Below are 15,102 nucleotides of genomic sequence, written 5' to 3' on the forward strand. Positions count from 1 at the left end.
CCGTGCCCGACCCCTCGACCTACCGCCCTGCCCCCGGCACCGTCCCGGTGGAGCCGGGGGTGTACAAGTTCCGCGATCCGCACGGCCGCGTCGTCTACGTCGGCAAGGCCAAGAGCCTGCGGTCGCGGCTGAACTCGTATTTCGCCGACGTCGCGTCGCTGCACCCGCGGACCCGGCAGATGGTGACCACCGCCGGGTCCGTCGAGTGGACGGTCGTGGGCACCGAGGTCGAGGCGCTGCAGCTCGAGTACAACTGGATCAAGGAGTTCGATCCCCGGTTCAACGTCCGCTACCGCGACGACAAGACCTACCCCATGCTCGCGGTGACGTTGAACGAGGAGTACCCACGGCTGTTCGTCTACCGCGGGCCGCGCCGCAAGGGCGTGCGGTACTTCGGTCCCTACTCCCACGCCTGGGCCATCCGCGAGACCCTCGATCTGCTGCTGCGGGTGTTCCCGGCCCGCACCTGCTCGGCCGGAGTGTTCAAGCGGCACGCGCAGATCGGCCGCCCGTGCCTGCTCGGCTACATCGACAAGTGCTCGGCACCGTGCGTGGGCCGTGTCGACGCGGCCGGGCACCGGCGCATCGTCGAGGACTTCTGCGACTTCCTCGCCGGCCGCACCGACAAGCTGGTCCGCGACCTCGAACAGCGCATGCAGGCCGCCGCCGAGGACCTCGACTTCGAGACCGCCGCGCGGCTGCGCGACGACCTCGGTGCGCTGCGCCGCGCCCTGGAGAAGCAGGCGGTGGTGCTCGGCGACGGCACCGACGCCGACCTCGTCGCCTTCGCCGGCGACGACCTCGAGGTGGCCGTGCAGGTGTTCCACGTGCGCGGCGGCCGCGTGCGCGGCCAGCGGGGCTGGGTGGTGGAGAAGTCCGGCGACGTGGTGGACCGGCCCGAGGACGCGGCGGGTGCCTCCGGCACCGCCGAGGCGGAACTGTCGCTGCTGGTCGAGCAGTTCCTCACCCAGTTCTACGGCGAGGAGGCCGCCCTGTCGGCGGCCGGCGCCGAACCGGCGGGCAGCGCCGTGCCCCGCGAGGTGCTCGTGCCCGCCCTGCCGCCCGAGCCGGAGGAGATGAGCCGCTGGCTCGGCACCCTGCGCGGCGGCCCGGTGCGGCTGCGGGTGCCGCAGCGCGGCGACAAGAAAGCCCTCGCCGAGACCGTGCAGCGCAACGCGCACGAGGCCCTGACCCAGCACAAGCTGCGCCGCGCCGGCGACTTCACCGCCCGCTCGGCCGCCCTGCAGGGCATCCAGGAGGCCCTCGACCTGGACTCGGCGCCGCTGCGCATCGAGTGTGTCGACATCAGCCACGTGCAGGGCACCGACGTCGTCGCGTCGCTGGTGGTGTTCGAGGACGGCCTGCCCCGCAAGGCGGACTACCGGCACTACGCCATCCGCGAGGCCGCCGGCGACGGCCGCTCCGACGACGTCGCCTCCATCGCCGAGGTGACCCGGCGCCGGTTCCTGCGGCACAACCGGGACCTCGCCGCGGCCGGCGGTGACCCGGCCGCGGCCCGCGGCGGTGACCCGGCCGCGGCCCGCGACGGTGACCCGGCCGCGGCCCGCGACGGTGACGGCGGCGACCTCGCCCCGGAGGCCGCGCTCGATCCGGCCACCGGGCGGCCCCGCCGCTTCGCGTACCCGCCGAATCTGTACGTCGTCGACGGCGGTGCCCCGCAGGTCGCCGCCGCGGCGGAGGTGCTCGACGAACTCGGCATCACCGACGTCGCGGTGATCGGACTGGCCAAGCGGCTCGAGGAGGTCTGGGTGCCGGGGGAGGAGGACCCGGTCATCCTGCCCCGCACCAGCGAATCGCTGTACCTGCTGCAGCGGGTCCGGGACGAGGCGCACCGCTTCGCCATCACCTACCACCGCAGCAAGCGATCCCGGCGCATGACCGCTTCCGCGCTCGACGGGGTGCGCGGGCTCGGGCAGGCCCGCCGCAACGCGCTCGTCGCGCACTTCGGGTCGGTGGCCCGGCTGCGGGAGGCGACCGTGGAGGAGATCACCGCGGTCCCCGGCATCGGCGTCGCCACCGCCCGCGCCGTGCTCGACGCCCTGCGCGGCGACGTCCCGGACACCGTGCCGGCCCCGGCGGGTGAGGCTGCGGCGGACACGCCGGTGGGTGATGATGGCACCGTCGGCGTGTCGGGCGGACGAACGGAGTCGGAACTGTGACACACGAGGCGGAGACGGCGCAGCCTCGGCCCCGGCCCCGGGACGACCACCGCCCGCGGGCGGAGGTCGCCCTGGTCACGGGCCTGTCCGGAGCCGGTCTGAGCACCGCCGCGACGGCCCTCGAGGATCTCGGCTGGTTCGTCGCCGAGAACCTGCCCCCGCAGCTGGTCACCTCGATGGTCGATCTCGCGGTGCGGGCCGACCCGCCGCTGCAGCGCCTCGCCGTGGTCATGGACGTACGCAGCCGCCTGTTCACCGGCGACCTCGGCTGGGTCGTCACCGAACTGGCCGCCCGGCCCGTGCGCACCCGCGTGCTGTTCCTCGAGGCCACCGACGAGGTCCTCGTGCGTCGTTTCGAGCAGGTCCGCCGCAGCCACCCGCTGCAGGCCGACGCCGCCGACCGCACCCTCACCGACGGCATCGCCACCGAACGCGCCCAGCTCGCCGCGGTCAAGGCCGCCGCCGATCTGGTGGTCGACACGTCGTCGCTGTCCGGTCCGGAACTGCGCCGCAAGATCGAGTCCGCGTTCGGCGACGGCGACGCCGACTCGATCCGGGTCACCGTGGAATCGTTCGGATTCAAGTACGGTCTGCCGATGGACGCGGACGTGGTGTGCGACGTGCGGTTCCTGCCCAACCCGCACTGGGTGCCCGAGCTGCGTCCGCACACCGGCCAGGACGTCGACGTCCGCGACTACGTGCTGAGCCGGGACGGGGCGCAGGAATACCTGCAGACCTATCATCGGCTGCTCGAACTGACCACGGCCGGTTACCGCCGGGAGGGGAAGCGTTACATGACGATCGCGGTGGGCTGTACCGGTGGCAAGCACCGCAGCGTGGCGATGAGCGAGGCGCTCGCCGCGCGGCTCGACGCCGACCCGACGCTGTCGGTGCACGTCGCGCACCGGGATCTGGGGCGCGAATGACGGGGCCCGGTTCCGCGGCCCCGGCGCCCGGGACCGGCGGCCCGGCCGGCGGGCAGGGCACCGCGCCGAATCCGTCGATCGTGGCCCTGGGCGGCGGCCACGGCCTGTACGCCACGCTCAGCGCCGTCCGCCGGCTCAGCGACCGCGTCACCGCCGTCGTCACCGTCGCCGACGACGGCGGTTCCTCCGGCCGGCTGCGCGCCGAACTCGGCGTCATCCCGCCCGGCGACCTGCGCATGGCGCTGGCCGCGCTGGCCGCGGACACCCCCGGGGTGCACACCTGGACCGAGACGGTGCAGCACCGGTTCGGCGGCACCGGCGCGCTCGCGGGCCACTCGGTGGGCAATCTCATCCTGGCCGGGCTGACCGAGGTCCTCGGCGATCCCGTGGCCGCCCTCGACCGCGTCGCCGAACTGCTCGAGGTGCGCGGCCGGGTACTGCCGATGTCGCCGATCGCCCTCGACATCGAGGCGGACGTGTCCGGCCTCGAATCGGATCCGCGGGCCAGCCGCATCATCCGGGGGCAGGTCGCCGTCGCCACCACCCCCGGCAAGGTCCGGCGCGTGCGGCTGATCCCGGCCGACCCCCCGGCGTGTCCCGACGCGCTCGACGCGGTGGGCGCCGCCGACCTCGTCGTGCTCGGGCCCGGCTCGTGGTTCTCGAGCGTCATCCCGCACGTGCTCGTCCCCGACCTGCTCGAGGCGCTGGTGACGGCGCCGGCCCGCAAGGTGCTGGTGCTCAATCTGGCCGCCGAACCGGGGGAGACCGCCGGGTTCTCCTCCGAGCGGCACCTGCACGTGCTGGCCCAGCACGCCCCGGAGTTCCGGGTCGACCACGTGGTGGTCGACTCCGCATCGGTGCCCGAGGGCCGGGAACGCGAACACCTGTGCCGGGCCGCCGCCGGATTCGGCGCCCAGGTGGTCTACGCCGACGTGGCGGAGACCGGCACCCACCGACACGACCCCGCCAAGCTGGCGGCGGTCCTGGCTCAACACCTGCCCGACGCGGCCCGCCCCCGGGACCTCGCGCAGCGGGACGGAAGGGAGATCCCCACGTGGCAATGACAGCGGAGGTCAAGGACGAGCTGAGCCGGCTGGCGGTCACCCGCACCAGCAGCCGCAAGGCCGAGGTGTCCGCCCTCCTGCGCTTCGCCGGCGGGCTGCACATCGTCGGGGGCCGTGTCGTCGTGGAGGCCGAGGTGGACCTCGGGTCGATCGCCCGCCGGTTGCGCCGCGAGATCTTCGAGCTCTACGGCTACTCCGCGGAGGTGCACGTCCTCGGCGCCGGCGGGTTGCGCAAGAGCTCGCGCTACGTGGTGCGCGTCGCCAAGGAGGGCGAGGCCCTGGCCCGCCAGACCGGTCTGCTCGACGTGCGCGGCCGCCCGGTCCGCGGCCTGCCCGCGCAGGTCGTCGGCGGCAGCATCGCCGACGCCGAGGCGGCGTGGCGCGGCGCATTCCTCGCCCACGGCTCGCTCACCGAGCCGGGCCGCTCGTCCGCCCTCGAGATCAGCTGCCCGGGCCCGGAGGCCGCGCTCGCGCTCGTCGGCGCCGCCCGGCGCCTCGGCATCGCCGCCAAGGCCCGCGAGGTGCGCGGCGCCGACCGGGTCGTCGTCCGCGACGGCGACGCCATCGGCGCGCTGCTCACCCACATGGGTGCCCAGGACACCCGGCTGACCTGGGAGGAGCGCCGGATGCGGCGGGAGGTCCGCGCCACCGCCAACCGGCTCGCCAACTTCGACGACGCCAACCTGCGCCGCTCCGCGCGCGCCGCGGTGGCCGCGGCCGCCCGCGTCGAGCGGGCCCTGGCGATCCTCGGCGACGACGTGCCCGACCACCTCGCCGCGGCCGGTGCCCTGCGCGTGCAGCACCGGCAGGCGTCGCTCGAGGAACTGGGCCAGCTCGCCGACCCGCCGATGACGAAGGACGCCGTCGCCGGACGCATCCGCCGGCTGCTGTCCATGGCGGACCGCCGGGCCAAGGATCTCGGCATCCCGGACACCGAATCCGCGGTGACCCCGGAGCTGCTCGACGAGGCCTAGCCGGCCGGCCCCGGGCGGCGGCCGCGCCGCCCCGGGCCTCCTGCCGCGCCCCGCCGGCCCCGCAGATAGGGTAGGGGTCACATCGACCGATGAGTCCTGCCGACCGGCGCCGATGTCTCCGGCACCGCGGTGGGCACCACTGGCACAACCAGCAGAGATGGGCAAAGGAGCGTAATTGTGACTGTCCGGGTAGGCGTGAACGGCTTCGGTCGTATCGGACGTAACTTCTTCCGGGCTGTCGAGGCGCAGAGGGCGCTCGGCACCACCGACATCGAGATCGTCGCGGTCAACGACCTCACCGACAACGCGACTCTGGCCCACCTGCTCAAGTACGACTCGATCCTCGGCCGCCTGCCGCAGGACGTCAGCCTCGACGGTGAGGACACCATCGTCGTCGGTGACCACCGCATCAAGGCGCTCGAGGTCAAGGAAGGCCCGGCCGCGCTGCCGTGGGGCGACCTGGGCGTGGACGTCGTCGTCGAGTCGACGGGCATCTTCACCGACGCGTCGAAGGCCAAGGGCCACCTCGACGCCGGCGCCAAGAAGGTGATCATCTCGGCGCCCGCCAAGGGTGAGGACCTCACCGTGGTGATGGGCGTCAACGACGACAAGTACGACGGCAGCCAGAACATCATCTCCAACGCCTCGTGCACCACCAACTGCCTCGGCCCGATCGCCAAGGTCCTCGACGACAGCTTCGGCATCGTCAAGGGCCTGATGACCACGGTCCACGCCTACACCCAGGACCAGAACCTGCAGGACGGCCCGCACAAGGACCTGCGCCGCGCCCGCGCCGCCGCCCTGAACGTCGTGCCCACCGGCACCGGCGCCGCCAAGGCGATCGGCCTCGTCCTGCCGCAGCTGGTCGGCAAGCTCGACGGCTACGCCCTGCGCGTGCCGATCCCGACCGGCTCGGTCACCGACCTGACCGCCAACCTCGCCACCCCCGCCTCCATCGAGGAGATCAACGCGGCGATGAAGGCGGCCGCCGAGGGCCCGCTCAAGGGCATCCTCAAGTACACCGAGGACGAGATCGTCTCCTCCGACATCGTCACCGACCCGCACTCGTCGATCTACGACGCCGGCCTGACCAAGGTCATCGACGACCAGGTCAAGATCGTCTCCTGGTACGACAACGAGTGGGGCTACTCCAACCGCCTGGTCGACCTCATCGGCCTGGTCTCGAAGTCCCTCTGACCGAACAGGACAGTCGAACAGTGGCAGTTCAGACCCTGAAGGATCTGCTCGACGCCGGCGTCGAGGGTCGTGGCGTGCTGGTGCGCTCGGACCTCAACGTCCCGTTGGACGGCGCGACGATCACCGACCCCGGCCGCATCGTCGCGTCCGCCCCGACGATCGCCGCGCTCGCCGAGGCGGGCGCGAAGGTCGTCGTCACCGCCCACCTGGGCCGGCCCAAGGGCGAGCCCGATCCGAAGTTCTCCCTCGCCCCGGTCGCGGCGAAGCTCGGTGAGGTGCTCGGCCGCAACGTCCAGCTCGCCGGCGACGTCGTCGGACAGGACGCGCTGGCCCGCTCGGAGGGCCTGACCGACGGCGACATCCTCCTGCTCGAGAACATCCGTTTCGATCCGCGCGAGACCAGCAAGGACGAGGCGGAGCGGCAGGCGCTGGCGCGCGAGCTCGTCGAACTCGTCGGCGAGGACGGCGCGTTCGTCTCCGACGGATTCGGTGTGGTGCACCGCAAGCAGGCGTCGGTGTACGACGTGGCGAACCTGCTGCCGCACTACGCGGGCAACCTCGTCGCCGCCGAGGTCGAGGTGCTGGCCAAGCTCACGGCCGATCCGGAGCGGCCCTACGCGGTGGTGCTCGGCGGCTCGAAGGTCTCCGACAAGCTCGCCGTGATCGAGGCCCTCGCCCCCAAGGTCGACACCCTCGTCATCGGCGGCGGCATGTGCTTCACCTTCCTTGCGGCGCAAGGTATCTCGGTGGGCAACTCGCTGCTCGAGGAGTCGATGACCGAGACCTGCAAGGGCCTGCTCGAGCGGTTCGGCGACGTCATCCACATCCCGCAGGACGTGGTCGTCGCCGACGCGTTCGCCGCCGACGCCGAGGCCGAGACGGTGCCCGTCACCGAGATCCCGGACGGCTGGATGGGCCTGGACATCGGACCCGAGTCGGTGGCCCGGTTCGCCCAGTACCTCACCGGCGCCAAGACCGTGTTCTGGAACGGCCCGATGGGCGTGTTCGAGTTCGAGAAGTTCGCGGCCGGCACCAAGGGGGTCGCCGAGGCGATCGTCGAGGCCACCCGCGCCGGCGCGTTCAGCGTCGTCGGCGGCGGCGACTCGGCCGCGGCGGTGCGCCTGCTCGGCCTGCCCGAGGACGGGTTCTCGCACATCTCCACCGGCGGCGGCGCCTCCCTCGAGTACCTCGAGGGCAAGGAACTGCCCGGCATCGCTGCACTGGAGGCCTGAGATGACCCGTAAGCCGCTCATCGCCGGCAACTGGAAGATGAACCTCAACCACCTCGAGGCCATCGCCCTGGTGCAGAAGATCGCCTTCGCGCTGCCGGAGAAGTACCTCGAGAAGGTGGACGTGACGGTGCTGCCGCCGTTCACGGACATCCGCAGCGTCCAGACGCTGATCGAGGGCGACAAGCTGCTGCTCACCTACGGTGCCCAGGACGTCTCCGCCCACGACTCCGGCGCCTACACCGGCGAGATCAGCGGTGCGATGCTGGCCAAGCTGGGCTGCGCCTACGTCGTCGTCGGCCACTCCGAGCGGCGCACGCTGCACGGCGAGACCGACCAGATCGTGCTCGCCAAGACCAAGGCGGCCCTGCGGCACGGGCTGACCCCGATCGTCTGCATCGGCGAGGGCCTCGACGTCCGCGAGGCCGGCCGGCACGTGTCCCACAACGTCGCCCAGCTGCGCGGGTCCCTCGCCGGGCTCTCGTCCGACGAGATCGCGAAGATCGTCGTCGCGTACGAGCCGGTGTGGGCCATCGGCACCGGCAAGGTGGCCTCGGCCGCCGACGCCCAGGAGGTGTGCGCCGCGGTGCGCGCCACCCTCGCCGAGCTCGCCTCCCCGGAGGTCGCCGACGCCGTCCGCGTGCTCTACGGCGGCTCGGTCAACGCCAAGAACGTCGGCGAGCTCGTCGCCCAGCCCGACATCGACGGCGGTCTCGTCGGCGGCGCCTCGCTCAAGGCCGACGAGTTCGCACAGCTCTCCGCGATCGCCGCGGGCGGCCCGCTGTAAGCACCCGCGGCGCCCTTCCGGATCCCCCCGAGGCCCGGAAGGACGCCGCGACGGCGCCCTGTAGTCTGGCGCCATGGCACTGTTCCTCGACATCCTGCTGATCACCACCAGCCTGCTGCTGATCCTGCTCGTGCTGCTGCATCGCGGTAAGGGCGGCGGTCTGTCCACCCTGTTCGGTGGCGGTGTCCAGTCCAGCCTGTCCGGCTCCAGTGTCGCCGAGAAGAACCTCGACCGGCTGACCGTCTTCACCGGCATCGTCTGGCTGATCGCCATCCTCGGCATCGGCCTGCAGATCAAGTTCAGCTGATCGCTCCGCACGACGGCGCGACCCGGAATTCCGGGTCGCGCCGTCGTGCGTCGGCCGCGATACTGACCGGATGACGGATACCGCCCGCCCGGCCGACCCCTCCGGGTCCCGCTCCGCCACCGAGCCCCTGCGCCAGGACATCCGGCTGCTCGGCGGGATGCTGGGCCGCATCGTCCGGGAACAGTCCGGCGAGCACCTCTTCGCCCTCGTCGAACGCGCCCGCGTCGAGAGCTTCCGGGTGCGCCGCTCCGAGATCGACCGGGCCGAGGTCGCGGCGATGTTCGCCGACGTCCCCACCGACGACACCCTCCCCGTCATCCGCGCCTTCAGCCACTTCGCGCTGCTGGCGAACCTCGCCGAGGACCTGCACCGCGAACGCCGCCGCGCCGTGCACGTGCGCGCCGGGGAACCGGCACAGGACAGCTCGCTGGCCGCCACCTACCGCAAACTCGACGCCGCCGAACTCGACCCCGCCGAGGTCGCCGCCGCGCTCGACGGCGCCCTCGTCTCCCCGGTGATCACCGCCCACCCCACCGAGACCCGCCGCCGCACCGTCTTCGACGTGCAGAGCCGCATCACCGACCTCATGCGCCGCCGCGAACGCGCCGAGCCCGACGAGCATTCCGACATCGACCTGCAGCTGTGGCGGCAGATCCTCACCCTGTGGCAGACCGCCCTCATCCGGCTCGCCCGCCTCCGCATCCAGGACGAGATCGAGGTCGGCCTGCGGTACTACGACGCCTCCCTGTTCCGCGTCGTCCCGGCCCTCAACGCCGAGGTCCGGCGCGCCCTGCGCGAACGCTGGCCCGGCGTCCCCCTGCTGCCGGACCCGTTGGTGCGCACCGGAACCTGGATCGGCGGCGACCGCGACGGCAACCCCAACGTGACCGCCGAGGTCGTCCACCGCGCCACCGACCGGGCCGCCGCGACCGCCCTCGGCCACCACCTCGCCGAGCTCGAACAGCTCGAGCGGGAACTGTCGATGTCCGCGCGCCTGGTCCGCATCACCGACGACCTCGGCCGGCTCGCCGACGCCTCCGGTGACGACGCCCCGTCGCGCGCCGACGAACCGTACCGCCGCGCGCTGCGCGGCATCCGCGGCCGCCTGACCGCCACCGCGGCACGACTGCTGGACGAACCGCCCCCGCACGCGCTGCCGAGCCCACTGGCCGGCTACGACACGCCCGCCGACCTGCTCGCCGACCTCGACATCCTCGACGTCGCCCTGCGCGCCGGCGGCGGCGCCGCCCTCGCCGACGACCGGCTCGCGCACGTCCGCGGCGCCGTCGAGGCCTTCGGCTTCCACCTCGCCTCCCTCGACCTGCGGCAGAACTCCGAGGTGCACGGCCGGGTGATCGCCGAACTGCTCGCCTGGGCGGGCGTCACCGACGACTATCCGACCCTGCCCGAGGACGAGAAGGTCGCCCTGCTCGCCGCGGAGTTGCGCACCCGCCGGCCCCTCAGCGCGCCCGGCGCGCGGCTCGGCGCCGACACCACCCGCGAACTCGGCGTGCTGCGCGCCGCCGCCGACGCCGTCGCGCGCCTCGGACCCCAGGCGGTGCCGCACTACATCGTCAGCATGTGCGGGTCGGTGTCCGATCTGCTCGAGGCCGTGATCCTGCTCGACGAGGTCGGTCTCGTCGAGCACGACGTCGCGGGACCGCGCTGCCCGGTCGCGGTGATCCCGCTGTTCGAGACCATCGACGATTTGAGGCACGGCGCCGAGATCCTCACCGCCGCCCTTGCCGTCCCCGAGTTCCGCAACCTCGTCGACGCCGCCGGCGGCGTGCAGGAGGTCATGCTGGGCTACTCGGATTCGAACAAGGACGGCGGGTACCTCGCCGCGAACTGGGCGCTGTACCGGGCCGAACTCGACCTGGTGGAGGCCGCGCGCACCGCCGGGATCCGGCTGCGCCTGTTCCACGGCCGCGGCGGCACCGTCGGCCGCGGCGGTGGCCCGAGCTACGACGCGATCCTCGCGCAGCCGCCCGGGGCCGTCGCCGGCTCGCTGCGGCTGACCGAGCAGGGCGAGGTGATCGCCGCGAAGTACGCCGAGCCGAAGCTGGCGCGCCGCAACCTCGAATCACTCGTCGCCGCGACCCTCGAGTCCACCCTCCTCGACGTCGAGGGACTCGGCAGCGACGCCGCCCCGGCGTACGCGGTGCTCGACGAGCTCGCCGAACTCGCCCGCGCCGCCTACAGCGACCTGGTACACGAGACCCCCGGCTTCGTCGAGTACTTCCGGACCGCCACGCCGGTCGCGGAGATCGGGGCCCTGAACATCGGCAGCCGGCCCACCTCCCGCAAGCCGACGTCGTCGATCGCCGACCTGCGGGCGATCCCCTGGGTGCTGGCGTGGACCCAGTCCCGGGTCATGCTGCCCGGCTGGTACGGCACCGGCACCGCCGTCGAGACCTGGATCGGCGGCGACGACGAGCGTCTGGCCACCCTCACCGGCCTGTACCGCCGCTGGCCGTTCTTCCGCACCGTGCTGTCCAACATGGCGATGGTGCTGGCCAAGTCCGACCTCGGTCTCGCGGCGCGCTACGCCGAGCTGGTGCCCGATCCCGATCTGCGGCACCGGGTGTTCGACAAGATCACCGCCGAACACGACCGCACCGTGCGCACCTACCTGGCGGTCACCGGTCACCCCGACCTGACCGCGGACAACCCGGCGCTGGCCCGATCGGTGCACAACCGCTTCCCGTACCTCGAGCCGCTGAACCACCTGCAGGTCGAACTGTTGCGCCGATTCCGCGCGGGCGAGGACACCGACCGGGTCCGCCGCGGCATCCAGCTGACGATGAACGGGCTCGCGACCGCGCTGCGCAACAGCGGCTAGCGGCGGGGTGACAGCGGCCGAACGCCGGGGCCCCGTGCCCGCTCAGCGGGAAGACGGCGCCCCGAACGGCCGTGAGCCCGCTACAACGGGACAGGTGACACACGACCGCGAACAGATCATCGAACGGCTCGCCGAGCTCGCCGCCGCCCTCGACCGCCGCGACTGGGAGGCCCTCGGGGCCGCCTTCACCGACTCTGCCACCGGCTACGGTGCCGCGGGCCGCGACGGCATCGTCGCCGTGGTCCGCGCGCACCTCGGTGGCTGCGGACCGTCGCAGCATCTGCTGGGCAACCACCGTGTCGAGGTCGACGGCGACCGGGCCCGGTCACTGACGTATGCCCGCGTCCACCATCAGGGCGCGGGTCCGGCCGCCGGAGCGAGTTACGAGTGTTTCGGCGAATACGACGATCGGTGGACCCGCACCCGGGACGGCTGGCGCCTGACCTCCCGCACCTTCACCGTGTCCCACGACCTCGGCGACGCCGCCGTGCTCAGGCCCGGCTGACCTCCGGACCGCGCCGCGGTCCCGGCAGCGGCGGGAGTCAGGGCGTGACGATCGCGAAGTCCGGATCCACCGGTGCGAGCACCTCGAAGAGCCGGCCCGCCACCGTCGGGTCGCCCGTCACCGCGATCGTCCCGTCCGCGAGGGCCGTCGCCGGATCCAGCTGCCCGGTGAGCGCACCGATCAGCGTGCGGCGGGTGAGGGTGAACACCGTGCTGCCCGGCAGCGGCGCGTCGACGGTCCGGTGGTTGAGCACGCCGTGCTGCAGCTCCGTGAGATACGTGATCCCGAGGTCGGTGAGGATCCACGAGATCACGAGCCGCAGGTCCCACGCACGCGGCCCGTCCACCCGCACGGCCAGGCTGTCGAAGAGCTGCGGGACGGTCAGCGCATCGAGGAAGTCGCCCGAGGACTGCACGGGCGAGCCGAAGATCCCGTCGCGGAGCTCCTTCGCGCCGGCCAGGTAGATGCAGCGCCAGGTGCCGTTCTCGGAGCCGTACGCGAGTTGCTCCATCGCGTCGGCCTGCAGGGCCCGGGCGGCCTGGTCGGTGTCGTCGGTGAACAGCAGATGCTTGCAGACCTCGAGCACCCAGCGGTAGTCGCCCTCCTCGAAGGCGTCCCGCGCGACGGCGAGGGCGGCGTCGGCGCCGCCCATGGCGTCGACGTACCGGCGGGCTGCCTCGACCGGGGGATGGGCCCACAGGTTGGCGGGATTGCCGTCGTACCACCCCATGTACCGCTGGTAGATCGCCTTGACGTTGTGGCTCACCGAGCCGTAGTAGCCGTGGGTGTGCCACGCGGCCGCCAGGGCCGGGGGCATCTCGAACCGCTCGGCGATCTCCGCGCCCACGAGCCCCTGGTTCATCATCCGCAGCGTCTGATCGTGCAGGTACAGGTACATGTCGCGCTGCACGGACAGGAATTCGAGCGCACGTTCGCGGCCCCACGTCGGCCAGTGGTGCGAGGCGAACACGATGTCGAGTGCGTCGCCCCACAGGCCGATCGTCTCGTTGAGGTAGTGGCCCCAGGCGTGCGCGTCGCGCACCACCGCGCCGCGCAGCGTGAGGATGTTGTGCATGGTGTGGGTGGCGTTCTCCGCCGCGCACAGGGCTCGCCGATCGGGGAACCAGATGTTCATCTCGGCCGGGGCCTCGGTGCCGGGGGTGAGCTGGAAGACCATCCGCACCCCGTCGACGGTGAGTTCCTGCCCGGTCGCGGTGATGTCGACGGTCGGCGCGATGAGCGTGACGGTGCCGGCCGAGCTGGTCTGGCCCAGCCCGGCCCCGATCTGACCGGCCGGACCCTTCTCGAGCGCCGCGCCGTACATGTAGCCCGAGCGGCGCGACATCGCCGTGCCGGCGAAGAGGTTCTCCGCCACCGCGTGTTCGAGGAACCCGGCCGGGGCGACGACGGGGACCGTCCCGGCCTCGACGAGCCCCGGGTCGAGCACACCCTTGACACCGCCGAAGTGGTCGACGTGGGAGTGGGTGTAGATCATCCCGGAGACGGGTCGGTCGCCGCGGTACCCGCGGTACAGGGCCAGGGCGGCCGCGGCGGTCTCCGCGCTGATCAGGGGGTCGATCACGATCACCCCGGCCTCACCCTCGACGACGGTCATCACCGACAGGTCGAATCCGCGCAGCTGGTAGATCCCCGGCACCACCTCGAACAGGCCGTCCTCGGCGAGCAGCCGTCCCTGCCGCCACAGGCTCGGATGCGCCGTCTCCGGCGCGGACCCGTCCAGGAACGCGTAGGCGTCGAGGTCCCACACCACCCGCCCGTCCGCGCCGGTGATCCGCCGCTGCTCGCTGCGGCCGACGAACCCGCGCGTCACGTCCTCGGAATCCTGCCCGTCGTCCGCGGGCAGCGCGGCCGCCGCGGCCTGCAGGTTCCGCCGGGTCGTCTCGCTGGCACCGCCTGCGCTCATGACGCCGCCCTCCTCGGAATCTCGGCTGTGTCGAGGGTACGGTCGGCCCGTCGCGGCGGGTGCACGGAATCGGGGAATCCGCCGCCGGCGCTGCCCGCCGCCGGCGAGGCGGCCGGACCCGTGCAGACGGAGCGTGCGGCTCCGGCGTGCGCGTGCGCAGTCACCGATCCGGACCGTCGGCCTCGTCCAGTTCGACGCGGGCAGCGGTGCCCGCCGCCTCGACGGTCGGATGCGCGTGCGCGAGCATGGCCTCGTCCCCGGCGGCGACGAGCACGTCGCGGACCACCCCGCTGTCGCGGGCCGGGTACAGACGGATTCCGCGGTGGCCGAGGGCGTCGGCGAGCCGGCCCAGCACCTGTGCGGTGTTCAGCGGTACTCGTCGGCGAGGTCGAGGTAGCCGTCCCAGCGGGGCAGGGCGCGGCCGGCGAGCACGGCGTCGAGCCGGTCGAGATAGTACTGCCAGCCGGGACCGACCTCCGAGGTCTCCGACCGCGGTACGTGCCGGTGGGAGAACTCGAGCGTGGTGACGACACCGACCTGCTTCACGGTGACCTCGAGATGCCACCCGTCCTGGTCGACGCCGAGCTCGTGGGGTGGATCGCAGCGCAGGATCCGCACGTCCGTCGTCGCCGTGTCGTGCTCGTCGGTCATCGTCAGCCGCACCCGTCCGGAGGTGGGGTCGCCCGTCCACCGTCCGTACCAGCGTTCGAGCCGGTCCGACTCGGTCAACGCCGCCCACACCTCGCCCACCGGCAGCGCGAAACTGCGCACGTAGTGCAGGGTCACGAGCGAGGACCCGTCCGGACAGCCGTGCTCGGGACGGATCTCGCCGAGGACGGTGGTCGGGGTGCTCATCGAACGCTCCTTTCCACGCAGTGCTGTCCCCATTGTGATCCGCCGGGTGTCACCCTGCCGGGTTCGGGGTCGGACCGACTCGGCGGGGAACCGCCGGGGCGGCCGCGGCGTCGAACGAGGCAGGGAACACCACAGGGGAGGAGCCCCACCATGGACCGTAGGACGGTGCGCTGCAGCCGTGCCCGCCTCACCGGGCTGCACACGACCCGCAACCCGAGCTGGACCGCGCGCCTGCGCTGCGGCGTGACCGACGGCTGCCGGCCCCCGGATCCACGGGCGGGCGAGCCCGACCGGGACGGACCGTGGCGGTGA

14 protein-coding genes are annotated in these 15,102 nt (G+C 72.8%); 11 read left to right on the top strand and 3 right to left on the bottom strand.

All coding sequences use genetic code 11. The annotated features are described in order from the left end of the window. The first annotated feature begins 2 nt into the window (after positions 1–2). The 10 genes from uvrC to G6039_RS00435 all read left to right on the top strand — a co-directional run bounded on the left by uvrC (position 3) and on the right by G6039_RS00435 (position 12,011). Complete coding sequence (gene uvrC / locus G6039_RS00390; protein ID WP_029543621.1) at positions 3–2,180, top strand: excinuclease ABC subunit UvrC; 2,178 nt, start codon at positions 3–5, stop codon at positions 2,178–2,180. 71 nt (positions 2,181–2,251) lie between these two features. Then, complete coding sequence (rapZ, locus tag G6039_RS00395; protein ID WP_170914089.1) at positions 2,252–3,106, top strand: RNase adapter RapZ; 855 nt, start codon at positions 2,252–2,254, stop codon at positions 3,104–3,106. Beyond that, a complete protein-coding gene (locus G6039_RS00400; RefSeq protein ID WP_029543623.1) occupies positions 3,103–4,170 on the top strand; it encodes a gluconeogenesis factor YvcK family protein in 1,068 nt (355 codons plus the stop codon). Before rapZ ends, G6039_RS00400 begins: the two co-directional genes overlap by 4 nt. Next, positions 4,167–5,144, top strand: coding sequence for a DNA-binding protein WhiA (whiA, locus tag G6039_RS00405; RefSeq protein ID WP_170914087.1), 978 nt, complete (start codon positions 4,167–4,169; stop codon positions 5,142–5,144). Before G6039_RS00400 ends, whiA begins: the two co-directional genes overlap by 4 nt. Before the next feature lie 177 nt (positions 5,145–5,321). Next, complete coding sequence (gap, locus tag G6039_RS00410; RefSeq protein WP_006937692.1) at positions 5,322–6,341, top strand: type I glyceraldehyde-3-phosphate dehydrogenase; 1,020 nt, start codon at positions 5,322–5,324, stop codon at positions 6,339–6,341. Between the two features lie 20 nt (positions 6,342–6,361). Continuing rightward, complete coding sequence (locus tag G6039_RS00415) at positions 6,362–7,573, top strand: phosphoglycerate kinase (RefSeq protein ID WP_006937693.1); 1,212 nt, start codon at positions 6,362–6,364, stop codon at positions 7,571–7,573. A gap of 1 nt (position 7,574) precedes the next feature. Continuing rightward, a complete protein-coding gene (tpiA, locus tag G6039_RS00420; RefSeq protein ID WP_006937696.1) occupies positions 7,575–8,357 on the top strand; it encodes a triose-phosphate isomerase in 783 nt (260 codons plus the stop codon). 73 nt (positions 8,358–8,430) lie between these two features. Then, positions 8,431–8,664: a preprotein translocase subunit SecG gene (gene secG / locus G6039_RS00425; protein ID WP_003939471.1), complete on the top strand. Its 234-nt coding sequence runs from the start codon at positions 8,431–8,433 to the stop codon at positions 8,662–8,664. A gap of 70 nt (positions 8,665–8,734) precedes the next feature. Then, positions 8,735–11,506, top strand: coding sequence for a phosphoenolpyruvate carboxylase (gene ppc, locus G6039_RS00430; RefSeq protein WP_029543625.1), 2,772 nt, complete (start codon positions 8,735–8,737; stop codon positions 11,504–11,506). 94 nt (positions 11,507–11,600) lie between these two features. After that, positions 11,601–12,011 carry a nuclear transport factor 2 family protein gene (locus G6039_RS00435; protein WP_006936582.1) on the top strand — a complete coding sequence of 137 codons (411 nt, stop codon included), beginning with the start codon at positions 11,601–11,603 and terminating at the stop codon, positions 12,009–12,011. A 37-nt stretch (positions 12,012–12,048) separates the two neighbouring features. Here G6039_RS00435 and G6039_RS00440 read toward each other — a convergent pair whose 3' ends face one another. From G6039_RS00440 to G6039_RS00450, 3 genes are all read right to left on the bottom strand, one after another. Further along, complete coding sequence (locus G6039_RS00440; RefSeq protein ID WP_029543627.1) at positions 12,049–13,935, bottom strand: alkyl/aryl-sulfatase; 1,887 nt, start codon at positions 13,933–13,935, stop codon at positions 12,049–12,051. A gap of 160 nt (positions 13,936–14,095) precedes the next feature. After that, positions 14,096–14,290: a hypothetical protein gene (locus G6039_RS00445; RefSeq protein WP_029543629.1), complete on the bottom strand. Its 195-nt coding sequence runs from the start codon at positions 14,288–14,290 to the stop codon at positions 14,096–14,098. An 11-nt stretch (positions 14,291–14,301) separates the two neighbouring features. Beyond that, positions 14,302–14,790 carry an SRPBCC domain-containing protein gene (locus G6039_RS00450; RefSeq protein WP_006936589.1) on the bottom strand — a complete coding sequence of 163 codons (489 nt, stop codon included), beginning with the start codon at positions 14,788–14,790 and terminating at the stop codon, positions 14,302–14,304. A gap of 150 nt (positions 14,791–14,940) precedes the next feature. Between G6039_RS00450 and G6039_RS00455 the strand changes: the two genes are divergently transcribed. Then, complete coding sequence (locus G6039_RS00455; protein ID WP_155951779.1) at positions 14,941–15,102, top strand: hypothetical protein; 162 nt, start codon at positions 14,941–14,943, stop codon at positions 15,100–15,102.

The sequence above is a fragment of the Rhodococcus aetherivorans genome, assembly GCF_011058165.1.
Lineage (GTDB): Bacteria > Actinomycetota > Actinomycetes > Mycobacteriales > Mycobacteriaceae > Rhodococcus > Rhodococcus aetherivorans.